This is a genomic window from Methylobacterium sp. UNC300MFChir4.1 (assembly GCF_900110155.1).
Taxonomy (GTDB): domain Bacteria; phylum Pseudomonadota; class Alphaproteobacteria; order Rhizobiales; family Beijerinckiaceae; genus Methylobacterium.
This window is the reverse complement of record NZ_FOCS01000020.1, coordinates 69607-92770: the sequence shown is the minus strand read 5'-3', so window position 1 is coordinate 92770 and position 23164 is coordinate 69607. Positions and strand designations below refer to the sequence as shown.

The following is a 23164-nucleotide window of genomic DNA, read 5'->3' as shown; positions in this document are numbered from 1 at the left end:
ATGGCGGGTGGTGTCGCGTTCGATCCCGCTGAGTTCGCCGCGTTCAAGTCGGGACTGGCGGCCTCGGGCGGCGCTCGGGACGCTGGGCCCGCTCCGGCCGCCGTCCCGGTGGCCGACGCGTTCGACCCGGCCGAGTTCGCCTCCTTCAAGGCCTCGCGGCAAGCCCCCGCCTCCTTCGCGGATCGGTTCGACGTCGCGCCACCGATGTCCCGTGCCGAGGCCGCGCCGCGGGTCGATGCTTCCGGTACGGGCGGTCCGTCCATCGCGCAGGACCAGAAGGCGGCCGATGCGCTGTATGGCGGCATGCGGCGAACCGCGGATGAGGAGTTGATCGGCAAGCCGTCGGCGGGCAACACGGCGCTGGCAGCGCTGTTCGGGGCCGGTCAGGGTGCCAGCCTGAACATCGCAGGGAACGCGGCCGCGGGGGTCGCGACCGGCCTCGGAATGCTCGAAGGCGCAGGTGTCCCGGGCATCTCAGGCTACGGCGATGGCAAGCGCACCTTCGCCGAGAACTACGATCGGTTCCGGGACCTGCAGGGCGCCTACGAGCGGCAGAACCCGAAGACGGCCGTCGCGAGCGAACTGGTCGGCGCCGTCGCGGCGACACCCCTCATGCCCGGCCTGCCCGTCGCGGAGGGCGCCAACATCGCGGCGCGGGCGACGCGCTACGGCCTGACCGGCGCGGGCTACGGCGGGGCCGCCGCCGCGATCGGTAGCCACGATCCGGTCAAGACCCTGGAAGGCGCGGGCTATGGCGCCGCCGGCGGGGCGATCCTCGGCCCCATCGTCGAGAAGGTGGCGCCTCCCGTCATCGCCGCGACGAGCAAGGCCCTGGAGCCGATCCTGGCCCGGTTCGGGCGCGGGGCGGTGGCGACCGAAACCGGGTTCACGCCGCGGGCCCGGGCGGTGCTCATCAACGCCGGGCTCGACGCCGACAGGCTGCCGCCGGAGTTGGCCCAGCACATCGAGACCACGTTCGCGGCCAAGGGCGAGACCCCGGCGGCGCTGCGGGAGGCGCAGGCGGCCGAGTTCGGCCTGCCGCTGTCTCGGGGGCAGGCGACGCAGGATCCTCGAGCCCTCGCGGAGGAAGGGCGGGCGCTGGCCGGTCAGTCCGGTCCCCGGGCGCAGGCGATCGGCGAGGAGTTCGGCACGCGGCAGGCCGATGCCCTCGCGGGCGCGCGAGACCGCTTTCAGGGCATGGCCGCAGGGTCGTTCGACCGGATCGAGAACCCTCAGGCGGCTTACGAGGCCGTCGCGGACCGGGCGCGGCAGGCGGCGCAGGCCGAGGCCGAACGAGCCAGCGTGGCGCAGCGCGGCTTAGATGACGCCCTGCGGGCCGTGCGCGAGCGCGGTGGGACCGATGCGCTCGACGGGGCCAGCGCTGCCGCGCAGGGGGTGCGAGACGCTGCGGCGCAAGGGAGAGCCGGATACCGGGCTGCCTATGACGAGGTGGCGCAAATCCCCGGGACGTTCGCGCCGGGCGCGCTCGACCGCCTCGGGTCTCGGGTACGCGATCGTCTCGGAGCCGACGTGCCGCTCAACCCGGTTCTGACGCCGGCCGCGACGCGGGCGATCAGCGACCTTGATGCGCTGCCTGGCCTGTTCAACCTTCAGCCAGGCGAGGGGCCGTCGCTCCAGCAGCTCGACCAGGTGCGCAAGCGCCTCGTCGCCTACCGCGGCACGACGGGGCAGAACCCGACCGACCGCCGGGCTGTGGATCGGATCATCGCCGAACTCGACAACCATGCGCAGGACGCGATGTCGGTCGGGCTGTTCGGCCAGCAGGCGGGCGGCAGGGCTGCAGACGTGGCCGGAGACGGCTTTCCCCGGGTTCGCGGCGCCGTCCGCCGCTGGCGGGGCTGCTACGCGCACGGCAGAGCCCGAGACGCTGACGCGGTTCCTCGCCCGCGAGGGCGGCGTGCCGCTCGATGCCGAGGCGCGCGCAGCGGATTTCCACCGCACCTACATCCCCGGGCAGGGGACGCTCGCCCGCAACGGGGCGCCGTCCTGGGACCAAATCAGGGTTCGGCTTGCCGAAGAGGGCTTCCTACCGCCGGGCATGGATGGCGCCGCCTCCGCGCGAGACGTGGCGGACTGGGCGCGCAACGCGATCCAGGCCGAGCGCACTGGCGGACGGCCCGCCGTGCGGATGGGCGAGGAGGCTGGCATCGGTGCGCGCCGGGCCGCTGGCGATCTTGCGGACGAGAATGCCGCCTATGCCGAGCGGGTCGCCCCCTTCCGGCAACAGGTGGTCGATGATCTCGCCTCGGTCGGGGTGCATCCCCGAGACATGGATCCCGGCCATCTCGACGACGCGGCGCAGCGTCTCTTCCGGGGGGAGCACGATACGGGCGCCGACGCCTATGAGGCCGCCGTGCTATCGCGCGGGCCCGGTGACGGCGTAGGCGCGTCGCGGGCGGCGCCCGACGCGATCCCATTCGATGGTGCCACCGCCCGCGCGGCCAGCGACTCGCTACCCATCGGCGACACGGCTCCCCTGGAGGCGATGCAGCGGGCGCGCGGGCTGTTCCGGGAGTACCAGCAGACCTTCAAGCCTCGCGGGCAGGGCGACACGGCCGGCGCGAACCTGCGGCGCATCGTGGAGCGGGATGCGAGCCCGAACGAAGTCGCGGCCATGCTGTTCGGGAGCCCAGGCAGCGGGCGCGTGACCGGCGGCCAGGCGCAAACCCTCGCGCGGCTCCGCGATGCCGTCGGCGCCGAGAGCGAGCCGTGGGCGGCCGTGCAGCGGGGGCTCATCGCCCGGCATCTTGGCGGCGAAGGCCGGGATCTCGGCCAGCGGCTGGACTACCTGCTGCGGGGCGAGGGGCGCACGCTCCTGCCGTTCCTGACGGAGGGGCAGCGGAACGGTCTCGGCCGCCTCCGTGGGGCCGTGCAGCAGGCCGAGAGCGCGCGGATGCCGGTCCCGACCTGGGCGAGCGACCTGGAGCGCACGGGCTTCGACCCGAACAGCGTCGCCCGCAGTATCTTCGGCGGCTCGGGGGCGCTCGGTGCCAAGCCCGGGGCAGCCAACGAGACGCTGGCGGCCAAGGCCTTCCTCGGGGCTGATAGCGCGGAATGGGCAGGCCTGCGGCAGGCGGCCGTGCAGCGGCTCATGGATCAGGGGCAGTCGGCGGCCAAGACGGTCGGCGCCCTGCGGGACTTCACCGACGGCGCGGGCAAGGGGGTGGCCTCCACGCTGTTCTCGCCGGAGGAGCGGGGGCACTTCCGGCGGTTCTCGACGGCGCTGGCCAGCACGATCCGGCCGGACGGGACGATGCGCACGGGTGCGGGTGCCGAGGCGGCACAGAAGGCGGTGGCGAAGGCGGTCGACCTTATCGCGGGCGCGATCGCGTTCAAGGTAGGAGGCCTCGGCGCGGCGGCTGGCACTTACGGGGCGAAGGTCGGCACGCGGGCGATCATGGGCGGTCTCGGCGCGGCATCGGCTCGGCGGTCGTTTGAGGGCGGGGCACCGCGGCTGGTCCTGCCGCCTCCGGACTATGCCGTGTCGGCCGGCAGTTCGGCGGGGCGTGTCCTGGCGCCGCTGGGTGCGGGATACTAACCCCGCGTCCGGCCCGCAGCGATCCTCCGGCGGATCAGCGGCCAGTACGTCATGAGCTGCACGACGACGAGCACGGCAAGGCCGAATGCCTCGCCCTGCCGGACGAACAGCAGCAGGCCCCAGAGCGAGACACCGCCGGCGGCCAGCAGCAGCGCGCCCTCGATGACGACGATCCAGGTCCGGCGCAGCGGCAGGTCATGGCGCACGGCGCGCCAGTCGACCACGAACTCGGACCCATCACGGACGGTGCCGTAGACGCCGACGGCAAGCATGCCGATGGCGCGGACGGCCCCATAGATGAGGCCTCCTGCCATCACGGGCGTGGCAGCCAGCCAGGCATACCCCGCGCCGTCGTTCAGCGGCTTGGTCGCATAGATTAGGATCACGCCCAGAAGGGTGGCCGCTGCCATGACGCCGAGCGCCGCCGCCGCCACCCGAAACGCCCGGTCCAGCCGCTCGGGGTACGGCCTCTCCTCCAGGCGGAACCAGCCGCCCCGTGGTGAGGGCTCCTGCGGGTCGTAGGTCTGGCCTCGATGGTCAGGCATATGCTCAAGATGACGATGGCGAGCACAGCTGTCGAGGCGTCACGCTTTCCGCAGAGCCTGGGCTTGCAGCTGACGCTGCCAGAAGGCTCACACCGGTTTGCAGCTTCCGAGCGACGCTCCACCTGCCCGGCCGCACATACCATTGCTCAGCCAGGGAGGGGCAGCCGTCGGAGCGCCTCGTACACGGCGTGACACACGGCTAGATCGTCCTCGGGCTCGCCACCGGACGAACCGACGCCGCCCACGATCTCGTCGCCGACCAGCAGCGGCACTCCACCCGTCAGAGGTAGGCGATCTGGAAAAGCCAGAAGCGCCGCGTTCGCCTGTACCGCCCCCTGTAGGTCCTGGGTCGACGTGCGCGTGATCGCGGCCGTCCGAGCCTTCAACCAAGCTGCCTCCGGCGTGTGAAGCCGCGCGCCGTCGAGGCGTTCAAGGGCGAGTAGTACGCCTGCCTCATCGACAATCGCGAACGCCACCGGAAGGCCGCGCCGTTCAGCCTCTGCGCGACCCGCAGCCATGAGGATGCGCACGTCGGACGCATCAAGGCAGTTACGTTGATGCATGGGACACCGTCGGATTACGGGCGTTTGAAGCCCTGAACTACCCGCCCCGGAACGCTGACTCCTCCTGCGGATCGTAGGGTTGGCCGTGCTGGCCGACCCGATCCCAGGGGTGGCGAGGATCCAGATATATTCTAGCTCAAGATCTGCAAGAAAACGCTACCTGTAAGCTGGTGGCGCACAATTGTGCTTGTGCTATTAGTGGCATTCAGCTACGAACCGCGCCCCGGACAAGAAAAAGCCGCCCACAAGGAGCGGCCTGAAGTCTAGGGAGGAAACGCCCAAGAAAGGCTGCGGGACGGCGACGCCATCGCTGTCCCGCAGTGCCAAACTAGGGACTTGCGGCGCAGCACGCAACCGGTCAGGGCCGCGGCAGCTGCATAAGTCAGGCCGGCAGATCCGCTTAGGTGCGCTCCCACACCATGGCCCGGCTAACCTATTCCTCGGCTTTCAGCTTCAATTCGGCCGGCCGACGTTGCAGTCGAAACGCTAGGATCAGCGCGCCAGGCCAGAACACGAGGCTGAGCAGGGCGATCAGGACGATGGGTCGGCCCTTCCACCAAACGATGATGACCGGCAGGAGCAGGCCTGGGATCGCCACCGCGAGGAAAGCCCAGAACTCAAGGTCGGACAGGTCCATATGCCATTCGTAGCAGCCTTCTGCCGCTACGCTTTCGCCCCAACCGGTGGCAGAGTGCCACCACCATGCCGATCCGGCCCGAGCATCGCTTCTTCTATCCCATCGACTGGGCGCAGCTCTCGGCCGTGATCCGGTTCGGCCGGGCGAAGGGCTGCTGCGAGAGCTGCGGGCGGCCGCACGGGCGGGTGGTCTACCACCTCGGCGACGGCCGATGGTGGGACGCGGATGCCGGCCGGTGGCGCGATGGCTGGGGCCGTCGGATCCGGATCGCCGCGGAAGCTGACATCCTCGGCCGTGCCCGCCGGACCCGGGTGATCCTAGCCGCAGCCCATCGGGACCACGACACCTCGAACAACGCGGACGCCAACCTCGCGGCCTTCTGCCAGCGATGCCACATGATCCATGACCGGCCAGAACATCAGCGGCGGCGCTGGCGCACGCTGTTCCAGCGGAAGGCGCTCGGCGACCTGTTCAGTGACCCCTGCGCGTGAAGATTGGTAGAGACCAATGGTGTAGGCTTGGCTATAAGTTTAGGGGATCGCATGTCTGTCGACGCATTGGTCGTTACAGCAGATAGCTCGTGCCGAGATATTCTCCCGCGCCTGCTCCTGAAGGCGTATAGTCACCGGCAGAAGTGGGAGGTAACACCGTGACCAGTCAGGACGCGATTGATGCCTTAGCGCTGCAAAATCAGCGCTTTAATGACCTCATCCGCCTCGTCGACGACGGGATATGGTGGTCCTCTGACGCCGCTGCGAAGCTCGACGCGGCCGCGATATTCGCGCAGGTGGATCATATCCGCATCGCGCTTGATGAGATCACCAGACTGGCCAATCAAATGGCTATCCAGCCCCGCTCATTGTCCGCGGATACTCGGTAATCTCGGTATCAGGCTCTCGATGCGCAGCTTCAACCGCGTGGCTCTGATAGCCTCCAGAGTCCACCCAGGAGCATCCTCGCTATGGCTTCAGCTTCGAGGTCCATAAGTAGATCAATCAACTGCTCATGGTCCCGAAGCCCAGGGGACTGAGACATGCGGGCGATCATGATGATCAGCTTTCGCATTACAGGGCATATCAACGGGCGGCTGTGATCTGCCATATCAGCCGCCTCAGATTTCAATTACCATCTCAGTCACAATCGATATTCTTCACGGCTCTTGAGTCGGTGCCCTTGATTGGGAGTGGCACTGTATTGGTTTTTGGGCTCAGCTTCCACAGGTCAATCGTCTGCCGTTTTTCCAGCGCCTTGATCCAAGTCGCAACCGGGATGCTCAGTGGTCCGAATTGCGCGACGAAGCGGTTGGTCGACCAGACTTCGGTGCGATGCTCGTCGCGCAGGCCCCGGGCTATTCGTTTAGCATCAGTGTCGTTGCGAGCCGTAATGGATTGTGATGTCAAAATGCCGCCGTTCTTGGCAAATTTGTTGACCTGATAGATCCGTCCGGCGTGATGCGAACGCGGTTGTGTAGGGAATTTAAGAAGCTTGGCCATGAATTCGCCTGTCCGTTGCAGGCGGGGGTACAGACCCTCAGCCACCGAAGCCTGTTTGAGCCGATGCGGTGATACCAGAACCCTGCGCTTCCGGAGGCGACAAAGATAGTCCTTATAGTGCCAGGGCCTCCAAGACAGGCTCGGTGTAGAAGCTCCGCTTCCGTTCGTCATAACGACCGGCCGCAGACCGTCACCGCATGGCTCGGCCAAACCTACCGCCCGCGAGAATTCCCGCGGGGGTCGCTTCGGCCGAAGTCGACCGCTACCCCTCGGCAGCCCTGCGATGGTGCTGAAAAATGCGGATCGATGGTAAGGCTTGTCATACTGATGTCGCCGGAACGGTCCGTGTCGGCCGGGCGGCACTGTTGAGTCAACGTTGAGGGGCCTGTGACCGAGCTTGAGAGCGTTGAGCGCGACATCGCCTTGCTGCGGGCCCGCGTCCGTCATTCGAGGCTCGCGATAGCGGACCCCAACATCACGCCGGAGGCCATAGATCGTGAGCACGCCGGTCTCGATCTAATCGGGGGGCGCCTCTGCGCGCTTCTGACGTTGCGGGACGACCTACGCTTCCTGGCAGAGGATTAAGGGCCGCGGCACTGCCTGCAACGTCGCGCTCACCGGCGGCGTAGCTTCAAGCGCGATCTCCATACGGCGGGACGTCCACGAGTGTCCCGATCAGACGCAGCAAAGCCTGATGCTCCGGTCCCCCGGCACTTCCTCGCAGGAAGGCACCCAACTCGATGTGAGACAGCCGACCGCCAGAAGGAGCATTCGGCTGATGGATGATAAAGGCTCGGCCGCTCTGGGGTTCGCGTCCGAGATACCACGTATCTCCGTTCGGGCTTCGGTACAGTTCTCGCCGCTCGGTCATTGGCGTACCCCTGCCCCCGTTCGTCACAAGGTACGCCAATAAGGAGGTCTGCGGGAGGGTTCGCAGCTGCTATAATCCTCAGCGAGTCAGCGGCACGGCTGGGTCAGCGTTGGGGCGATAATGACCGAACTTGAAAAGGTCGACCGCGAGATCGCCGTTTTACAGGAAAGCGTTCGGATCTCGATCCAGGCTCTCGGCAATCCAAATCTGTCGACGGAAGGCGCGAACCGCGAACGAGCGAGCATCGAAATCTATCGGCGGCACCTCGATGATCTGCTCACAAAGCGCGACGATCTTCAGGCTCGGGACGAGAATTAGGACCTCGCAGGATTGCTCGTACCTCTGCGACGTGCCGGGGCTCCGCCACGCCCGGCAGCAGGGAGCTGATCGCCTCGTGCTGCGCCAGCCACCGCCGCATCAGGTGCAGTAGCCGGTCGTCGGCGAAGCCGGAGCCATGTCGAATTACGGTATGCATTCGGAGGTCCAGAATGCGCACCCGCGCCACCAGGATCAGCAGGCGGGCGGTATCCGGCCACGACAGGCGCCTCTCGGGCGCCGACCGGATCTGGATTGCGGTCGGCATCAGGCCCGCTCCAGCAGGTCGACGAGAAATGAGCCGGCCGCCGCGATGACGTTGCCGCGACCGCGCCAGGGTAGGATTTCGGCCACCGGCTGCGGATTGACCGAGATCTCCGGCAGCGCGGTCTCTGCTGCCTCCTGCTCGCGATCCCGGTCCCCGACGCGCATGTAGACGACCTGCGAGCCGGCGGTATTCTCGGGAGCGGCCAGCGAGGGCTCAGCGTGGGCGCCGTCCTCGCGGTCCGTGTCTCCGTCCATGCGGTCGAGTACGGCGATGATGCGGTCCGCTGCGTCCAGGGCGGTCTGAGCCGCCTCCTCCAGGCTGGCACGTAGATCGGCTCCAGCGAGCGACGGCATGTGCTCGGAAGCGATTCGTTTCGGACGCGGGGTGAATTGGAGCACGTCGCCCATGGTGTTCTGATCTCGGGTGATGAGGAAGGCCCGGCGGGGTCTGCCAGGGCGGTACGCACAGCTACGGAGAGGGGCGATCAGCCCTCGCCTCGCTCGACCTTGGCGTGGGCGAGCAGTTCGCAGGCGAGTTCTTCGATGCTTTCGGGGTCGCCGTTGTCGATGATGCCCGCGGCCAGCATCGACAGGCGGGTCTCGCGGTCGTTCCGGTTGTCCGGCACGCGGCGAGATGCTTCCTTCTCGGCCGCGGTCTCCACGTCGGTCAGGGCCTCACCGAGCCACTGCATCAGCTTGCCGGCGGCGTTGTGTTCAGCGGCAGGACCATGGGCCCTGCACCGGTCCGTCCACACCGTGGCGTAGGCCACGCCACCCACGAGGTCGGCGACATCACGGAGCGCCTGCAAATCCTCCAGTGAGGCGGACGCGAGATCGAGCATGCCGACGAGGCTGATGACGTCTGATCCTGACGGACGGGGCGGAGATGCTGCCACCGGTTGCCCCATGATCGCGGCGTTCACATCGTAGGCCAACCTCCCGGCGAACCTGAAGGTCTCGCGCGGCTGGCCTGGGCGCTCATCTTCAGCCCAGTCCAACCAGAGGCGGGCGAGAGCCTTGGCCTGAATGTTCTCCATCGTCGCTGGCAGCGACTCGGCGGTTTCGAGAAGGTCGTTCCGGCGCTCGCACGCCCGATTGTAGGCGTCGCTACCTTCCCCCTCATCGTTGCACGCGCCGAGGGTAGCGCCCCATGCCGCCCAGCCCTGGATGATCGCCTCGGGCAATTCCGTCTGACTGTCAGCGGTGGGGGCTGGGTAAGAAGTATCGGGCGCGGCGATCGATAGCCGATCGATGTCCTCACGGATGTTCTGCAAGAAGGCGGTCGGGGTACTGCCGTTCACGTCCGGCAGGATCTCGGGCAGCAAGAGCGCCAGCTTGCATCGGACATCGGCAAGCGACCGCGCGGGCACGCTGCGGAGGTTGGCGCCGCTTGCCTCCACGGCAGCACACAGCGGGTCATTGGCCTCGTTGCTCTCGTCGGGACAAAGCAACATGGCGATGGTCGCGTCTCGATGAACCTCGACAGCGCGGCGTAGCTCGAGCGATACTCGCGCATCGGACAGGGCATCGACTGCGGCAGCCCTGGTGGCGTCGGCGATGGCGACGAACACCGGTGAGGGCTCGATCGATGGAGATGCTGTACTAGGCGATCGGATGTGTTGAGCAGCAGGGGGGCCGGGCACCACGGCCTCCGGCGCAAGATGGTGAGACACGCGGGCGAGGTCCGCGCTCAGCTCGGCAGCGCGCTCGCGCAGGCCGTCGACGGGATCGCGGCGGATCAGCTTCTTGAGGGACATGCGGAAGGGCATCGCGGGATCCTCGGGGGTGAGGGAGCGGGCGACCGGCCCGCTCGGGGTGCGGATCGGGTCAGAGGAGCGAGGCGAGGCCAGTCAGGACCATGCCGCCGCCGATGATTGCGATGGCGGCCAGCAGTTCGCCGGCCATGTCGAGGAAGCGCAGGCTACGGCTGTGGGCCGTGTCCGGCCGGACAGGCGTCACGGCCTGCCAGGGCTCGATACCGCCGGGCACGGGCTCGTTGGGCAGGTTGAGGTAGCGGCCATCGGCCGAGAGCCGGCGACGGCCTGTGCGGGAACTGCTGCTTCGGACCGGGACGGGCTGCGAGAAATCGGGGATGCGGACGTGCGTCATCGTTCGGGCTCCGGTGAGGGCTCGTGGCGGTGGGTCGGTGGTGGCGAAGGGGTTTGGGCGCCGGTCAGGCCGGCGCGGCTATGGGATCAGTGTGCAGCGGCGCGGTGGGCGGCCTTGGCGACCTGCCAGGTGGCCTTGAGGGCGGAGGACATCGCCTCGGCACGGGAGACACCGCAGCGCTCCTGAATGCCGGAGGCGGCCTTGCAGGCGGCGGCCATGATGGCGGCGCGGTCGTAGCGGCCGGCGACGACGAGGGGGCGGGTGCGAGCGCCGAGTTGCACTAGGGCGCGGGCGCCGAGCATGCCGGCGGGGATGGCGGGCCGGCTGTCGTGCAGCGAGCGGGAGATGCGGTTCCAGGAGACGGTTCGGTGGGACATCGGGTGCAGTCCACTTTGGGGCGGTTGCTACCGCCTATGGACTTGGTATAATACCCATGCCTTGTTGTAGCCAACAGGGCAATGGGTATAAAAACAACCGAGGGTGTGATGTTATCGACCGGCAATCAGCTCCGCGCAGCTCGGAGCCTCGTTGCGATGGATCAAGTCACCCTCGCGGAGCGGTCCGGCGTCAGCGCCAACACCATCCGGTCGATGGAGGGGAAAGGCGCCAACGTGCTGACCAGCGGCCTCGACACGGTGCGGGCCGTCCAGTCCGCGCTTGAGGCTGCCGGTGTCGAATTTCTGAACCACGGGCGCCCTGGCGTGCGCCTGCGGGCAGAGCAATGACTACTGGACCGGAGTTCATTCATGAGAACGGCGGCGCCGGGATCCAGTTTCGAGAGCGGAAGCGGTGATTGATTGTCTTCTTACCCGCCGCGTGGTTCTTTGGCCGGATCGCCGCCTGATTGATTGGAAAGAGGATCCTCTTCCGGAGGCTTCCGTTCTAAACATTAACTATTTCGATGGGGCCGCAGAAAAACGTCTGTTTTGGATTGGCCTTCAAAAAGATAAGTCCGTCTCTGTCGGAACTTCTGATCGCAATTTCAAAATTCGCAGAATATCAGAGGATGGCAGCGCGCTTGACGGCGACGATCAACTCGTGGCGAGGCCTCACGTTTCTTTTCACCCAAGCAAGATGCTATCTCACCTAACTGGCGATCGTGGCGGTCCAATCGCGCAGGGCGTGACCTTCGCAGATTGCCCGCCAGATCTACAGGAATACCCTTGGGTCTATTTTCGTTCATCACCATTGAAAGACATCAAACCGACAGGCTTTAGATCAGGGCAGGGGCACAGAGTTGATTGGAACATCACAGCGATAGATGGTGGATTGTCCGTGCTGTTGAGCCTGTTCTACGTTAGATCACCTGCATTGCCGTATACATATGAAGCGACAGCATCTCGTTACATTAAGTGGGGCAACGTTTTTCTTAGGGTTAATATCGCCTTCGTTCCGTCTGGTGAAACAAGTCTCCGGCTATATTGGTGACTAATTTACGGCGTGAGATCGGCCGGGCGGCCCTATCATCACGGCTTGCCTGGCCTCGATTGTTTTGACCATGCCAGGGCGAACAGGCGGTAAGCCCCTATCTGGCCTGGGCCCTCGCGACCGCGTTGATGGCCTGATCCGTCGTCACGATGAAGGCGAACAGGAACAGGATCGTCAGGGTCCAGCCGGCCACCTTTGCGGGCCGCTGCCCCCATCGCCACCGCTGCACGATCCAGCCCGCCACCGCCGGGCCCTGCGTGTAGCTGTTCACGTACAGCAGCAGCACACCGAACAGGGCGGCATAGACCCACCACAAGAACCTGGATCCGGTCTTGTCGGCCAGGTACTCGACGCCGCCGACGAACACGGCATTTTTGGCGATGTCCAAGATTTCCTTGGTCGCCTTTCGCATCCCGCCGCCGGGCCAGACCGACTCACTCAAACCGCCCTCCTGCGTCTATGCGCATAATATGCGCATTTATCCTTGCGCCGCCTCATTATGCGCATATAACTGCATTTGTGCGCACACACAGGTAAGCCATGGCCCGCGTCAGCATCTACGTGAGCGACGAGCTGAAAGCTCGCATGACCGAGGCGGGGGACGCTCTCAATTGGAGCGACATCGCTCGCCCGGCCTTCGAGACAGCCCTAGCCACGTTCAACCATCGGAAGGGTCAGAACATGCAGACGGCTATCGAGCGCCTGCGGGCGTCAAAGGCGCAGCATTTTGAGGAGCGGGACGCCGGAGCTATTCAGCGAGGTCGCGACTGGGCCGCCGATAAGGCCACGTTCGCGGAACTGAAGGAGCTAGACAAAATCGATCTCAACCTGTTCGACCACGGGGTCAACGACCTCTGGCGAGCTGTGAAGGACGCTCTCGATCCTGACGGGCAGATGTCGCACAACGAGGCCGCCGAGGTGTGGTTTGGCGATCATCAGGAGGATGGCGACGCTGGGCTGGAAGCTTGGGTTGCGGGTGCGCAGGGGTTTTTCACGGAGGTCGAAGATCAGCTCTAACATCGGTCCGCCAGGCAACCACATCATTGCAGCGCGCGGTTTGCCAGAGAACCCGTCGCGGCAGGGCCGAGCAGGCGGTAACGATATCACCCCTCCCCTCGTGCAGCCCTGATGTCGGAGGCCCGTGCGACCTGGCGTCCGGTCTCACGAGCCGCGTAATCGATATCGGGGTTGAACGACTGCTCTTTGAAGGGCTGGGCCGATGTGCGGTTGACCTCGGCCTTCGCAATTTTGAACGCCTCGGCTGCTGGGACGGCGAGGCGGAGGACGGTGGCGAAGCCTTCGAGGATGATGTCTTCGGCATGCTGGTGGCCGCGCGCGAGGCAGCGTAGCTCATCCAGAACCCCTTCCGGGTCTTTGCGGACGCTGCGGCGGAAGTTGCTGCGTCGCCAGTACACCCTGAGCTGTTCAGGATTTTGCTTCATGCGAGCGCGAGCACGGGCACTGACCTCTGGAGGCCGCTCGTAAACCACCCGCAGATCGTGGTCGCGCGGGATGCCAAGCTCGTGGCATTTCTTCCATTGCGAGCGCAGGTTCCGGTTTGGAAGCATACATCGTGGATCGGCCCGCAAAGCAGCGATTTCTTCTGAGCTGTACGCCTGACGCCAGCGTCGGCTTCGATGCGGCTCAAAGGTTCCCTCGGCCGCGCGCTTCTCTAAGCTGCGGCCCATTCTTAGAATACCGCCAAATTTAATTTTGCATTTATTTGAGCAATACAGTTTTGTAGTGTGAATTGTTCTATATGTCTTCTGACAATTGGGGCATTTGGCTTTGCGGGTAGGCCTTGTATCGATAGGCGCAGGTATCGCAAGCCCATTCCGATAAGCGCGATTTTTGCAATTTCCGGAACAGTACCGTTGATGTGCCTGCTTCGCCTCGAAGGGCTCGCTGCATACAACGCAGGCCTTCATCCGCAGGTCTCCATGCCTGATTCGTATCGGCATGGTTCGTTCATTACGGTGACGCTATCGTCTCAGTTTGGCTGCCTAGGCGATCTCTCTGAACGCATTCCATGACCGAGCGTGGGCGACCACAGCAGTTCGAACGCGCTCAGCCTGTCGAGGCTCTCGCTGGCACGATCGAGCGCGTCACATTCCACAGCCCGGAGACCGGTTTCTGCGTGCTCAAGGTCCAAGCACGCGGCAAGCGCGACCTCGTGCCGGTGATCGGACACGCACCCGCGCTCAGTGCCGGCGAGTGGATCACCGCGACCGGCATTTGGCACACAGACCGTCAGCACGGCCTGCAGTTCAAGGCCGACACCCTCAAGGTGACGCCGCCCACCGGCGTCGAGGGCATCGAGAAGTACCTCGCCTCCGGCCACATGCGCGGCATCGGCCCCGCCATGGCCAAGCGCATCGTGGCGGCCTTCGGGGAAGGCACCTTCGAGATCATCGAGGCCGAGCCCGGCCGGCTCACCGAGGTGGAGGGAATCGGGCCGAAGCGCGCCGCCCGGATCGTCGCCGGCTGGGCCGAGCAGAAGGCCGTGCGCGAGATCATGCTGTTCCTGCACGCCCATGGCGTCGGGACCGCCCGGGCGGTGCGCATCTTCAAGACCTACGGCCACGAGGCCATCGCGGTCATGACCGAGGATCCCTACCGTCTTGCCAGGGACATCCGGGGCATCGGCTTCAAAACCGCCGATGCCATCGCGATGAAGCTCGGCCTGACCAAGGAGGCGCCGCAGCGCCTGCGGGCAGGAATCTCCTTCGCGCTGCAGACCGCCACCGATGCCGGCCACTGCGCCCTGCCGGTTGCGGATCTCGTTGCGCTGGCGGTCGACCTCCTCGGGGTGGAGGCGCCGCTGATCCGCTCGGCACTCCTCGACGTGCTGGAGATTGGCGAGGTCGTCCAGGACATCGTCGGCGATAAGGCCTGCATCTTCCTCGCTGGCCTGCACGCCGCCGAGCGCGCCATCGCCGAGCGGCTCAGGCGCCGCGCGCAGGGAACCCCGCCTTGGCCGGAGATCGACCTTGCCCGGGCCCTGCCCTGGGTGGCGGAGAAGACCGGCAAGACGCTCTCGCCGTCGCAGGAGGCGGCCGTGCGGCTCGTGCTCGGCGCCAAGCTCGCGGTGGTGACCGGCGGCCCGGGCGTGGGCAAGACCTCGACCCTCGACACGATCCTGCGGGTCCTGCGGGCCAAGGGGGTTCGGGTGCTGCTCGCCGCCCCGACCGGCCGGGCCGCCAAGCGGATGAGCGAGCAGACGGGGCTGGAGGCCAAGACCCTCCACCGCCTGCTGGAGATCGATCCCAAGCACGGCGGCTTCTCGCGCAACGAGGAGAACCCCCTCCCCTGCGACCTGCTGGTGATCGACGAGACCTCGATGGTCGACGTGCCGCTGATGAACGCGCTGACCAAGGCGGTCCCGGAGCACGCGGGCCTGCTGCTGGTCGGCGACGTCGATCAGCTGCCCTCGGTCGGGCCCGGCCAAGTGCTGGCCGACGTGATCGCCTCCGGCGCGGTGCCGGTGGCGCGGCTCACCGAGGTGTTCCGGCAGGCGGCCGAGAGCCGGATCGTGGTCAACGCCCACCGGATCAATGCCGGGAAAATGCCCGAGCCGGCCCCGCGCGGCGCCGAGAGCGACTTCCACGTCATCGAGATCGACGCGCCCGAGCCGGCGGTGCAGACGCTGATCGAGGTGGTGACAAGGCGGATCCCGGCCCGGTTCGGCCTCGATCCGGTCCGCGACGTCCAGGTGCTCACCCCGATGCAACGCGGCGTGCTGGGCGCGCGCAACCTCAACCACGAACTCCAGGCGGTGCTGAACCCGAACCCGCCGGTCTCGGTGGAGCGGTTCGGCTGGCGCTTCTCGCCCGGCGATCGAGTCATGGAGAGCCAGAACGACTACGACCGGGAGGTGTTCAACGGCGACCTCGGCACCGTCGCGCGGATCGACCCGGACGAGGGCGCGGTGATCGTCGATTTCGAGGGCCGGGAGGTGGTCTATCCCTACGGCGAGCTCGACACGCTGGTGCCGGCCTACGCCACCACCATCCACAAATCGCAGGGCTCGGAATATCCGGCGGTGGTGATCCCGATGGCCATGCAGCACTGGACCATGCTCGCACGCAATCTCCTCTACACGGGCGTTACCCGTGGGAAGCGGCTGGTGGTGCTCCTCGGGCAGCGGAAGGCTGTGGGCGTCGCGGTCCGCGGCGGCACGATGAAGCCTCGTTGGACGAAGCTGCAGGAGTGGCTGTCGCAGGGCCCTTGAAGCTCGGACGAGCTCGAACCGCCCAGCTTGGCCGAGGCGAATCTTTTCATGCTCGATAGCCTCCCCCGAACGGGTGATGTCGCTGCGCCCGACGCGCTGCTATCCCGTCAGCGAGACTCCACACCTTCAGCCCCGCCGGCACTGCCGCGCGGGGCTTTTTCACATTCTGCCTTCCAGATGCGCTCTAATTGCAGGTCAGCTTACGGCCTTCAGCCATCCCGACCTTGCGGTAGTGTTCCAGACCGGACTTGATCGCTCGGCCTATGACCGCCCGGCGCACGTCCGGATTGCAGCGCAGGTACTCCTCCTCGTTGAACGCGTAGTCGCCACGCCCGCCCCGCGAGCCTCGGTCATAGTCCCGATCGTAGTCGCGGCGGTCGCGGTCGCCATAGCCCCGATCTCCGTAGCCTCGGTCGCGGGGTCCGTAGTCGCCGCGATCGTAGCCGTAGTCGCGCCCGCCGTATGGCTGTGCGAAGGCCGGAGCGGTTCCGCTGAGTAGCGCCAGGCCAAGGACGGTCGCTGAGATCACCTTCATGTCGTGCTCTCCGTTGTTGCGGAGCGTGAACGCTTTCAAAGATGGGTAGTTCGATTTGCCTGGGCGGGCGTCGGGTCCTCGCTTCCAGCGTCACTACCGTTAGGGGGCTTGTCTTTCCCTGCCCCTAACCCACTCTAGTTTCAGGTTTGGCGGGATTACTCCCTTGTCGGTGCCGAGCCTAAGAAGCCCGCCCGGTCCGCCGGCGCGGGCTTTTTCGTCCGAGGCTCCGATGCTCTCTGCTGCCGTCGAACAAGCTGGGCTAGGACAGGCCGTGCCGCTCTTCGAGCTCAGCTCGGCCGGCATCGGTGATGCGGTATTCGACGGTCTTCGAACCCGGATCCGTCCGTCCGGTCGCTTCAATCAAGCCAAGCACCTCCATGCGGCGCATGTAGCCGCTCACCTGATAGAAACGGGCGCCGGTCTGAGCGAGCGTGCGGAGCCGGTAGAGGCTGCCAGGTGGGAGCTTGTACATCGCCCGCCAGTGTATCGATTGTCAGCCCGGGCATCAGTGAGGATAGCTTGGTAACCGCCGCCGGCCATCCTGCCTCCGAGCCAAGTTGCGTATCGGCTCGGCTCACACGCTGGTGAGATCGGACGCTCCCCCGCCTCTTGATCAGATCGGGGCGGGGCCGAGCGAATGGTTAGCGGAGCGAGAACCATTCGGCCGTACCTCGCCGGCATGTCAGACCTTCCACCCGCCGTCGCCTCCTGGCGCGACCAGATCGAGCACCTATCCGAGCACGCCTCGCCGTGCCAGTATCTGACCCCGGCGCGACGTGAGGGCTGGCTCCCGTGACTGCAAAGATCCGCAGCGAAGCTCGGACCTAAGCCTTTCGCGCCGCCTCGATCTTCTCGGTGGCAACTCGCACAACCTCCTGTACCAGTGGTGGCCAAGATACGTTGTTGTCCGAAAGAAAGCGGGCAGCTCGCACAAGTGCTGTGAGTTGATGGGGTGGAAGCGCGCGCCCCATGACCTGCGAACCGAGCATCTGTTCGGCGAGCGCGTTCGCCAGACGCAGAACCTCGGACATCTTCGTAGGCTCTGCATCTGCACCGGTCACGTCAGGTAGCCCTTCGCCTTCAGGTGCTCGGTAGACCATGATGCATATCGGCTGATCAGCGCGTCGCATAGCTCTGTCGGCTCGGACCGAAGCGTTCCTGCCGCCTAGCCCCGCTTTCCCGGCCTCCTGCCTCCTGGCGCGACCAAACCGAGTGCTTTGAACCTAACATCCGCCCATGGCATGTGAGGCCATGACCTACCGTGTTGAATTTCGCAGAGACGGCGCTGTCATCGGGGAGGCCGAAGGCCTTGAGGATCGAGCTGCGGCCAAGCGGCTCGCAGAGGCAGAGATCGCCCAGCGTGGCGCCGAGATCGCACTCGTGATCGACGTGGACGGGACTGGAATGGAGGTCGCGTCTATCAGGCTGGATGCCATGAGGTGGGACGACGAGTAAGCGCTGCGCTAGGTTGCCTCTCCGGCTACCGGACTAAGCCCGGTCAGACCCGGGGCCGCCGGTCTGGGAGTTCGCGGCCCGGGGGGCGCGGCTGACGATCAGGATGCGCCCGGCGCCAACGGAAGCCCGGTCCGCGCGCTCCATGCCTTGGCCCGCGCCCACGCGGCGGCCAGCGCCTCGATCGCCTCGTCCCGGGTGTCGGCCATGCCGTTCAGCGGTCGGACGCCCTCGGCCTCATGCCCACGCTGGCAGCCGGTACAACTCCACGTCCACGTGCCGTTCTGCGGGCCCCCGTCCATCCGCTTGATCCGGCCGACGTGCTGACCAGCCTCCTCGGCCACGAAGTCGTGGTGCGTGCCCAGGAACGTGCGGCGCCACGCGAAGGTCACGGCTCGGCGCTCTCGCGGATCCCGAGGGATGCGAGCAGCTCGCGTCCGCCTGCGGTCAGGTGCCATGCGCGCCGACTGGTCCGCCCGCGGGTCGGCCGATCCTCGACGTACCCGAGCTCCTGCAGGACCGGCATGACGGTCGGGTAGGCATCGTGCCTCAGGCCGCCAGGGTTCTCGGCGACGGCGCGCAGGGCCTCGAGGTGACGGCCGCTTATCGGGGCTTTCGGTTCGGAAGGCATCGCGCGTCGGGCTACCGCGAGTCGCCATCCTCGACGAGTCCGCGGCTCGCGGCCAGGCGCCACAGGTCGGCATTCAATACGCTCGAGCCATCGTTGCGCCGGGTTTCAAGTTCTCTCTTGATAGCTACGACGGCATCCCCTTCGGCATCTAAGAGCGTTCATTATTACGCTGGTTCTACTGCTCGATGCTCATCATTCCGGGAGTTTGCTGCATCCGTCAGCTAGGCTTGAATACGCGAGGCTAACGGTTGTGGCGGATGTCTGATATGACACTTAAATAGCTTGATTTAACCTGCAGGGCGGAGTGAGATCGCTCGCCGAATCAATACGGCGCCCATCGTTGGCAGCGGCGCCCTTTATCGGCTGGGAGGTCAAATGCGTGCTTCTACAAAGATCGCGCTGTTGAGTATCGTTGCCCTTGGTTTCTCGGTGCAAACGGCAACAAGGGCGCAAAGCCAAGCAGGCGCCGCGCTGCTTGCTGCCGGTACTGTCGGAGATTTTATCGACGGGCTTAGATCTGTCGAAAAGGATTTTGAGAACTCGGGGCATTCTCTGATTGATCACGGAAATAGCGCCTTGGGTCAACAGCAAATGGTGCTCGCCGGGATATTAACAAGTTTAATCCAGCAATTGACGACCGCATATGGAGCTTCTTTGGGAAAAACATTTCAGCAAATAAGTGCCACGGAGCGAGATACGTTTTCATCAATTGCTAACAGTCTCACTGATGTTGATAAAATGCGTGAGATGACGTCATCCAACATACAGGACGCGATATATAAAACGCAGGGAGCTGCCAATCAATTGCTTGACCGCATTCCATTAGGCGAACGTTATCCGATATTCTATGGAATGACCGTTCGAGATCTTACAACCGATCCGTCACAGAATCCTAATGATATCGAGATTCTTGGATTTCATTTTGTGGATCCGAGTATCGATTCTAAGTCGCCTCGGATAGTAGTTGCTGGAATGCAGATTCCAGAGCAGTCAATTTCTGCTCAACAGGATCGCATTAAAGTTCAGCTTCCCGACGAAGTTAAAAAGAAAATTGGTTTTAATAGCAATGCTTGCAGTCCTCGGCCCACGTTCCCGGTTGACATAATTGTTCAGTTTGGGAAAAATTCCGGCATCTGGCCAATAAGTTGGAAAAAATCACAGGAAGCAAAATTCCACGCCAACGCTCTCGCTGGTGCCGAGCTTTATGATGTTCAAGTTAGCTACTCTGCCAACCGAACGACATCGCCTTTGGTCAGTCACAGCTTTAACGCGCGATCTGGTTATACTGCCATGGGCTGTGAGCAGACGACATCAGCAACCGTTCGGTTCGATCTACCTCCAGGATCGCAAGAGATTTCCTGTTCGGCAGCTTGGGTCGATACCAGCAATGTTGGCGGATCGAACCAGAACTGTACAGTTGGCGGCACAGTTGCGACGGGGTCAGGGAGTATGCGTGGCCGGGACAAGCAATGTATAAGGATCCCGCCTTTTGGGCCAACCGTCTGCAACTGTCCGGGCGGAGGGCATGGAAATTTACAAATATCAGGCTCATATAAAGTAACGGAGCCGAGAACCGAGGCTATGTCCGATCTTCCGCTGAGTCCGATAACGATTATCGGGCAATCTAATGCTTCCGTGGCATTTCCTGCCGATGCAAATTTAAATGTGACACAAGTAAAAATTGACGTTCGGAGGAAAAACTGCTCGGAAATAAAGGATCAAGTTATAATAAATACCCCGGATTGGGCGCATAAATGGGAGTCTACTTCGAAGGAAGGGCTCTTCAAGGCTACGGCATGGGACGGGCAAGTCACAGTGGGCAAAACTAACAAATGATGTGCTCTAAACCGCAGCGATTATAATGCCACGTTGCATTGTTGTCGGCGCGCTCTCTGCATTTCACGAGCAGGAGTCAACGATCTGTTCAATGGCTATTTTAAAGTAGTTAGGTGTTGCTTCTATGCTCGTGAGATGCGATATGGAGTTGTAATGATTGAAATCAAAGGCTACTAGTTCGTAAATTGGTCGTAAATTCTTCATTTTTTGATGAGCCGCCAGCGCTTGATGGCATTTTTGGGGCACGGAAACATATAATTAATCTGATTTGCATCTTGCTGCTTACAAATCAGAAGGCAAGCCTAGTTTGCAATTAGCTCGTGTGGCTTTCGGTTCTGGAGTTCTCCGTCTTACTCATCGCTCTAACGATTTGCATGGCAACACGGTCCGCTGCGGCGATCAGCACCGTGTCGAGATGGTGGATGTACCGCGACGTGACGCCGTGCCCGGCATGGCCCAACATCGCGCCGATCGTGGAGTCGCTGTAGCCGAGGTCGCCAGCGGTGGAAGCGAACGAATGTCGGAGGGTGTGCGCCGAGACGCCCTCCAGCCCTGCCTTGCTCACGATGCGCTCCAGGGCATCATCGAGGCTGGCGAAGGGCCCCTGCCCTCCTCGTGCGGCTGGCAGGACATAGGTCGAGCCGGGAACACGCGGGAGACCATCGAGGATCAGCAGAACGGCTTGGCTGATCGGTCGAACGGAGGCACCCTCCTTGGTCTCCTCCAGCCGCAGGCATGGCTCTGACCGGTCGACCTCGGACCAGCGCAGCTTCACAATCTCGCTGAGCCGACATCCGGTCAGCGCCAGCAGCCGGACACCGGCCACGGCCTGCCAGCGTTCCGCCCTACCCTCTTCCACCTTAAGAAGCGCTTGGCCGAGTGAACCGTACTCCTCAGGCGTGAGCCGGCGCTTGCGTTTCTTGTCGGCTGGTCGTTTCACGCCGGCGGCCGGGTTGGCGCCGATGATCTGCTCGCTGACCGCGTAGCTCAGGATCCCGCCCAACAGCCCTACGGTGCGCGCCGCGGTGCCGGGGCCGCCCTCGACCACCGCCTTGCCTCGGAAGCCCGTCTTGACCACGCCAGCGGTCTTGCCGGCCTGGACGTCGCGCACGAAGCGCTGGACGTCCGGTGCGGTCAGTTCGGCAACCAAGCGACGCCCCAGGAGCGGCTTGATGTGCCGCTCGATCCGGCCCTTGTCGACGTATAGGGTCGAGGCCTTCTTGGCTTGGCCGCTCTTCCCCATGATCAGGCCCTTGTCGGCCGCGGCGAGATAGGCCTCGCACAACTCGGCGACCGTCATGGAGCCCCGACGGGAGGCGCGCTCCGCCGCCGGATCCTCACCCTTCGCTACCTGACCCAGCAGCCCCTTGGCCTCGCGTCGGGCTTCCTCGGCCGTCAGGGCGCCGTGTAGCCCGATCGTGACGCGCCGGGATCGACCGCCCGCTCGGTACTGCACAAGGTAGCTGCGGCGGCCGGAGGCGAACACGCGCAGGCCGAAGCCCGGCAGCTCATCGCACCACAGGAAGTAGTCCCGGCCTCGCGGTTCGGCCGCGTCGACCGTGCGCTTTGTGATTTTCGCCATGCCTGCCATCCGGCGCTGCGGAAGCACTGCGGAAGCACGCGGAAGCAATCCGGGTCAATCCCAGGTAATCACGGGAGCGCCTCGGACCTATGAAAATTCGTTGCGCAACAGTGGCTTGGTAGCGACAAGCTATCCTGGGCAATCACCAGGAAACACAAGAGGGTAATCCTCCGAAGGCAAAGGTCACACCTTCGAATCGTGTCGGGTGCGCCAATATTATCAATGGCTTAGCAGGCGTCAGCCCTGATCTTGGGATGGTCGGTGTCACCAAGGTGTCACCGCTGCGATCCCAAAGCGCGTCACTTCTCTGCTCGCTTCTGCTCCTCTCGCCGGTATGACGATAGCTAGCCCCGTGCAGGATGCCTCCGTGAAAGCGGAACTCGCTCCGACCGGTATGCTCCGAGTCGGTCTCGTTGAGGCGCCGTCCGCTGGCCTAATCTTCGTCAGCCGTGCCGCCGACGGAGCGCTCGACGGCGTGACAGCCGATCTGAGCGCGGATCTCGCCCGGCTGGTCGGCCTGCCGCTGGCCGTCACCCTGTTCCCGAACTCGGGCGCCGCGGCCGCCGCCCTCGAGGCCGCGGCGATCGATGTCAGCTTCATGCCGGTCGACGTGGCCCGGCGGCAGGTGATCGATTTCGGGCCGGGCTACTACGACCTGGAGAGCACCTATCTGGTCAGCGTCGGGTCGGGCATCACCGACGTGGCGCAGGTGGATCGGCCGGGTCTCCGGGTCGTGGCGATCGACGGCACGACGACGTTCCGCGCCTCCGCCCGCACGCTGACCCGGACGCAACCCCTCCCCGTCCCGTCCGTGGCCGAGGCGGTCGCGCGCATGCGCGCCGGGCAGGCGGACGCCATTGCCCTCTCGCGCGACACGCTGCGGCCGGTGGTCCTGCAGGTTCCAGGTTCCCGGATCGTCGCGGGCGGCTTCCAGCAGACGCAGGTCGCCGTCGCCGTGCCTAAGGGGCGCCCCGCCGCCCTCGCCTGCGTTACGGCGTGGCTGGACGAGGCGAAGCGCACCGGTATCGTCCGGCGGATCTTCGACGCCCGCGGCTTCCGCGACGACGCGGTCGCGCATTAACTGGTGCTCCGGTCGCGTCGCGTGTGGTA

The 23164-nt window shown here is 64.8% G+C and carries 27 protein-coding genes; 11 read left to right on the top strand and 16 right to left on the bottom strand.

The annotated features are described in order from the left end of the window. Complete coding sequence (locus tag BMY19_RS23130) at positions 1-2259, top strand: hypothetical protein (protein WP_100253073.1); 2259 nt, start codon at positions 1-3, stop codon at positions 2257-2259. 1296 nt (positions 2260-3555) lie between these two features. Here the strand turns inward: BMY19_RS23130 and BMY19_RS23120 are convergent. From BMY19_RS23120 to BMY19_RS23110, 3 genes are all read right to left on the bottom strand, one after another. Then, positions 3556-4104 carry a hypothetical protein gene (locus tag BMY19_RS23120; protein ID WP_100253071.1) on the bottom strand — a complete coding sequence of 183 codons (549 nt, stop codon included), beginning with the start codon at positions 4102-4104 and terminating at the stop codon, positions 3556-3558. Positions 4105-4250: 146 nt separating this feature from the next. Then, entirely contained in the window at positions 4251-4667 is a 417-nt protein-coding gene (locus BMY19_RS23115; protein ID WP_100253070.1) for a GlcG/HbpS family heme-binding protein, read from the bottom strand. Between the two features lie 433 nt (positions 4668-5100). Continuing rightward, positions 5101-5304 carry a hypothetical protein gene (locus BMY19_RS23110; protein WP_100253069.1) on the bottom strand — a complete coding sequence of 68 codons (204 nt, stop codon included), beginning with the start codon at positions 5302-5304 and terminating at the stop codon, positions 5101-5103. A gap of 65 nt (positions 5305-5369) precedes the next feature. On the opposite strand from BMY19_RS23110, the gene BMY19_RS23105 reads away from it, so the two are divergent. Together BMY19_RS23105 and BMY19_RS23100 are read left to right on the top strand one after the other, a co-directional pair. After that, positions 5370-5795 carry a hypothetical protein gene (locus BMY19_RS23105; protein WP_100253068.1) on the top strand — a complete coding sequence of 142 codons (426 nt, stop codon included), beginning with the start codon at positions 5370-5372 and terminating at the stop codon, positions 5793-5795. A gap of 158 nt (positions 5796-5953) precedes the next feature. Further along, on the top strand, positions 5954-6184 hold the full coding sequence (locus tag BMY19_RS23100; RefSeq protein ID WP_100253067.1) for a hypothetical protein: 231 nt from the start codon (positions 5954-5956) through the stop codon (positions 6182-6184). Between the two features lie 250 nt (positions 6185-6434). Here the strand turns inward: BMY19_RS23100 and BMY19_RS23095 are convergent, their stop codons facing one another. Continuing rightward, the gene (locus BMY19_RS23095) at positions 6435-6797 is read right to left on the bottom strand and encodes a hypothetical protein (protein WP_210186928.1); all 363 of its coding nucleotides are present in this window, start codon (positions 6795-6797) and stop codon (positions 6435-6437) included. Positions 6798-7788: 991 nt separating this feature from the next. Between BMY19_RS23095 and BMY19_RS30585 the strand changes: the two genes are divergently transcribed. Continuing rightward, entirely contained in the window at positions 7789-7986 is a 198-nt protein-coding gene (locus tag BMY19_RS30585; protein ID WP_139215679.1) for a hypothetical protein, read from the top strand. Between the two features lie 264 nt (positions 7987-8250). On the opposite strand, the gene BMY19_RS23075 is transcribed toward BMY19_RS30585, so the two are convergent. The 4 genes from BMY19_RS23075 to BMY19_RS23060 all read right to left on the bottom strand — a co-directional run bounded on the left by BMY19_RS23075 (position 8251) and on the right by BMY19_RS23060 (position 10736). Continuing rightward, positions 8251-8658: a hypothetical protein gene (locus BMY19_RS23075; RefSeq protein WP_100253063.1), complete on the bottom strand. Its 408-nt coding sequence runs from the start codon at positions 8656-8658 to the stop codon at positions 8251-8253. 77 nt (positions 8659-8735) lie between these two features. Continuing rightward, complete coding sequence (locus BMY19_RS23070; protein WP_100253062.1) at positions 8736-10019, bottom strand: hypothetical protein; 1284 nt, start codon at positions 10017-10019, stop codon at positions 8736-8738. A gap of 58 nt (positions 10020-10077) precedes the next feature. Further along, the gene (locus BMY19_RS23065; protein WP_100253061.1) at positions 10078-10359 is read right to left on the bottom strand and encodes a hypothetical protein; all 282 of its coding nucleotides are present in this window, start codon (positions 10357-10359) and stop codon (positions 10078-10080) included. An 86-nt stretch (positions 10360-10445) separates the two neighbouring features. Continuing rightward, a complete protein-coding gene (locus BMY19_RS23060; protein ID WP_100253060.1) occupies positions 10446-10736 on the bottom strand; it encodes a hypothetical protein in 291 nt (96 codons plus the stop codon). Positions 10737-10892: 156 nt separating this feature from the next. Between BMY19_RS23060 and BMY19_RS23055 the strand changes: the two genes are divergently transcribed. Both BMY19_RS23055 and BMY19_RS30580 read left to right on the top strand, forming a co-directional pair. Beyond that, entirely contained in the window at positions 10893-11084 is a 192-nt protein-coding gene (locus BMY19_RS23055) for a hypothetical protein (RefSeq protein ID WP_348529860.1), read from the top strand. 64 nt (positions 11085-11148) lie between these two features. Then, the gene (locus BMY19_RS30580) at positions 11149-11787 is read left to right on the top strand and encodes a hypothetical protein (RefSeq protein ID WP_139215678.1); all 639 of its coding nucleotides are present in this window, start codon (positions 11149-11151) and stop codon (positions 11785-11787) included. A 97-nt stretch (positions 11788-11884) separates the two neighbouring features. Here the strand turns inward: BMY19_RS30580 and BMY19_RS23050 are convergent, their stop codons facing one another. Beyond that, positions 11885-12229, bottom strand: a complete 345-nt coding sequence (locus tag BMY19_RS23050) for a hypothetical protein (protein WP_139215677.1) — start codon at positions 12227-12229, stop codon at positions 11885-11887. Between the two features lie 98 nt (positions 12230-12327). On the opposite strand from BMY19_RS23050, the gene BMY19_RS23045 reads away from it, so the two are divergent. Then, the gene (locus BMY19_RS23045) at positions 12328-12804 is read left to right on the top strand and encodes a hypothetical protein (RefSeq protein ID WP_100253057.1); all 477 of its coding nucleotides are present in this window, start codon (positions 12328-12330) and stop codon (positions 12802-12804) included. Positions 12805-12890: 86 nt separating this feature from the next. Here the strand turns inward: BMY19_RS23045 and BMY19_RS30575 are convergent, their stop codons facing one another. Continuing rightward, positions 12891-13475, bottom strand: a complete 585-nt coding sequence (locus BMY19_RS30575) for a hypothetical protein (protein WP_139215676.1) — start codon at positions 13473-13475, stop codon at positions 12891-12893. Positions 13476-13816: 341 nt separating this feature from the next. Here BMY19_RS30575 and BMY19_RS23035 point away from each other — a divergent pair, with 341 nt between their 5' ends. Beyond that, a complete protein-coding gene (locus tag BMY19_RS23035; RefSeq protein WP_100253055.1) occupies positions 13817-16018 on the top strand; it encodes an SF1B family DNA helicase RecD2 in 2202 nt (733 codons plus the stop codon). A 184-nt stretch (positions 16019-16202) separates the two neighbouring features. On the opposite strand, the gene BMY19_RS23030 is transcribed toward BMY19_RS23035, so the two are convergent. From BMY19_RS23030 to BMY19_RS30570, 3 genes are all read right to left on the bottom strand, one after another. After that, the gene (locus BMY19_RS23030) at positions 16203-16553 is read right to left on the bottom strand and encodes a hypothetical protein (RefSeq protein ID WP_091928497.1); all 351 of its coding nucleotides are present in this window, start codon (positions 16551-16553) and stop codon (positions 16203-16205) included. A gap of 259 nt (positions 16554-16812) precedes the next feature. Continuing rightward, positions 16813-17025 carry a helix-turn-helix transcriptional regulator gene (locus tag BMY19_RS23025; RefSeq protein ID WP_100253054.1) on the bottom strand — a complete coding sequence of 71 codons (213 nt, stop codon included), beginning with the start codon at positions 17023-17025 and terminating at the stop codon, positions 16813-16815. 352 nt (positions 17026-17377) lie between these two features. Next, positions 17378-17584, bottom strand: coding sequence for a hypothetical protein (locus BMY19_RS30570; RefSeq protein WP_139215675.1), 207 nt, complete (start codon positions 17582-17584; stop codon positions 17378-17380). Between the two features lie 220 nt (positions 17585-17804). Between BMY19_RS30570 and BMY19_RS23020 the strand changes: the two genes are divergently transcribed. After that, positions 17805-18008: a hypothetical protein gene (locus BMY19_RS23020; protein ID WP_139215674.1), complete on the top strand. Its 204-nt coding sequence runs from the start codon at positions 17805-17807 to the stop codon at positions 18006-18008. Positions 18009-18106: 98 nt separating this feature from the next. Here the strand turns inward: BMY19_RS23020 and BMY19_RS23015 are convergent, their stop codons facing one another. Together BMY19_RS23015 and BMY19_RS23010 are read right to left on the bottom strand one after the other, a co-directional pair. After that, on the bottom strand, positions 18107-18397 hold the full coding sequence (locus BMY19_RS23015; protein WP_100253052.1) for a hypothetical protein: 291 nt from the start codon (positions 18395-18397) through the stop codon (positions 18107-18109). Further along, positions 18394-18636, bottom strand: coding sequence for a hypothetical protein (locus tag BMY19_RS23010; RefSeq protein ID WP_100253051.1), 243 nt, complete (start codon positions 18634-18636; stop codon positions 18394-18396). Before BMY19_RS23010 ends, BMY19_RS23015 begins: the two co-directional genes overlap by 4 nt. 375 nt (positions 18637-19011) lie before the next feature. Between BMY19_RS23010 and BMY19_RS30565 the strand changes: the two genes are divergently transcribed. Beyond that, positions 19012-20472 (top strand): hypothetical protein, encoded by a 1461-nt coding sequence (locus BMY19_RS30565; protein WP_139215673.1) that lies wholly within the window; start codon positions 19012-19014, stop codon positions 20470-20472. A gap of 313 nt (positions 20473-20785) precedes the next feature. Here BMY19_RS30565 and BMY19_RS23005 read toward each other — a convergent pair whose 3' ends face one another. Then, positions 20786-22054, bottom strand: coding sequence for a tyrosine-type recombinase/integrase (locus BMY19_RS23005; RefSeq protein ID WP_100253050.1), 1269 nt, complete (start codon positions 22052-22054; stop codon positions 20786-20788). A 334-nt stretch (positions 22055-22388) separates the two neighbouring features. Here BMY19_RS23005 and BMY19_RS23000 point away from each other — a divergent pair, with 334 nt between their 5' ends. Further along, positions 22389-23135, top strand: coding sequence for a transporter substrate-binding domain-containing protein (locus BMY19_RS23000; protein ID WP_170863025.1), 747 nt, complete (start codon positions 22389-22391; stop codon positions 23133-23135). Positions 23136-23164: the final 29 nt, after the last annotated feature.

Excerpts from the sequence above, each read along its gene's own strand:
- BMY19_RS23130 (WP_100253073.1), top strand. The coding sequence starts at position 1 with ATGGCGGGTGGTGTCGCGTTCGATCCCGCTGAGTTCGCCGCGTTCAAG.
- BMY19_RS23120 (WP_100253071.1), bottom strand. The coding sequence starts at position 4,104 with ATGCCTGACCATCGAGGCCAGACCTACGACCCGCAGGAGCCCTCACCA.
- BMY19_RS23115 (WP_100253070.1), bottom strand. The coding sequence starts at position 4,667 with ATGCATCAACGTAACTGCCTTGATGCGTCCGACGTGCGCATCCTCATG.
- BMY19_RS23110 (WP_100253069.1), bottom strand. The coding sequence starts at position 5,304 with ATGGACCTGTCCGACCTTGAGTTCTGGGCTTTCCTCGCGGTGGCGATC.
- BMY19_RS23105 (WP_100253068.1), top strand. The coding sequence starts at position 5,370 with ATGCCGATCCGGCCCGAGCATCGCTTCTTCTATCCCATCGACTGGGCG.
- BMY19_RS23095 (WP_210186928.1), bottom strand. The coding sequence starts at position 6,797 with ATGGCCAAGCTTCTTAAATTCCCTACACAACCGCGTTCGCATCACGCC.
- BMY19_RS30585 (WP_139215679.1), top strand. The coding sequence starts at position 7,789 with ATGACCGAACTTGAAAAGGTCGACCGCGAGATCGCCGTTTTACAGGAA.
- BMY19_RS23075 (WP_100253063.1), bottom strand. The coding sequence starts at position 8,658 with ATGGGCGACGTGCTCCAATTCACCCCGCGTCCGAAACGAATCGCTTCC.
- BMY19_RS23070 (WP_100253062.1), bottom strand. The coding sequence starts at position 10,019 with ATGCCCTTCCGCATGTCCCTCAAGAAGCTGATCCGCCGCGATCCCGTC.
- BMY19_RS23065 (WP_100253061.1), bottom strand. The coding sequence starts at position 10,359 with ATGACGCACGTCCGCATCCCCGATTTCTCGCAGCCCGTCCCGGTCCGA.
- BMY19_RS23060 (WP_100253060.1), bottom strand. The coding sequence starts at position 10,736 with ATGTCCCACCGAACCGTCTCCTGGAACCGCATCTCCCGCTCGCTGCAC.
- BMY19_RS23055 (WP_348529860.1), top strand. The coding sequence starts at position 10,893 with ATGGATCAAGTCACCCTCGCGGAGCGGTCCGGCGTCAGCGCCAACACC.
- BMY19_RS23045 (WP_100253057.1), top strand. The coding sequence starts at position 12,328 with ATGGCCCGCGTCAGCATCTACGTGAGCGACGAGCTGAAAGCTCGCATG.
- BMY19_RS30575 (WP_139215676.1), bottom strand. The coding sequence starts at position 13,475 with ATGGGCCGCAGCTTAGAGAAGCGCGCGGCCGAGGGAACCTTTGAGCCG.
- BMY19_RS23035 (WP_100253055.1), top strand. The coding sequence starts at position 13,817 with ATGACCGAGCGTGGGCGACCACAGCAGTTCGAACGCGCTCAGCCTGTC.
- BMY19_RS23030 (WP_091928497.1), bottom strand. The coding sequence starts at position 16,553 with ATGAAGGTGATCTCAGCGACCGTCCTTGGCCTGGCGCTACTCAGCGGA.
- BMY19_RS23025 (WP_100253054.1), bottom strand. The coding sequence starts at position 17,025 with ATGTACAAGCTCCCACCTGGCAGCCTCTACCGGCTCCGCACGCTCGCT.
- BMY19_RS30570 (WP_139215675.1), bottom strand. The coding sequence starts at position 17,584 with ATGTCCGAGGTTCTGCGTCTGGCGAACGCGCTCGCCGAACAGATGCTC.
- BMY19_RS23020 (WP_139215674.1), top strand. The coding sequence starts at position 17,805 with ATGACCTACCGTGTTGAATTTCGCAGAGACGGCGCTGTCATCGGGGAG.
- BMY19_RS23010 (WP_100253051.1), bottom strand. The coding sequence starts at position 18,636 with ATGCCTTCCGAACCGAAAGCCCCGATAAGCGGCCGTCACCTCGAGGCC.
- BMY19_RS30565 (WP_139215673.1), top strand. The coding sequence starts at position 19,012 with ATGCGTGCTTCTACAAAGATCGCGCTGTTGAGTATCGTTGCCCTTGGT.
- BMY19_RS23005 (WP_100253050.1), bottom strand. The coding sequence starts at position 22,054 with ATGGCGAAAATCACAAAGCGCACGGTCGACGCGGCCGAACCGCGAGGC.
- BMY19_RS23000 (WP_170863025.1), top strand. The coding sequence starts at position 22,389 with ATGACGATAGCTAGCCCCGTGCAGGATGCCTCCGTGAAAGCGGAACTC.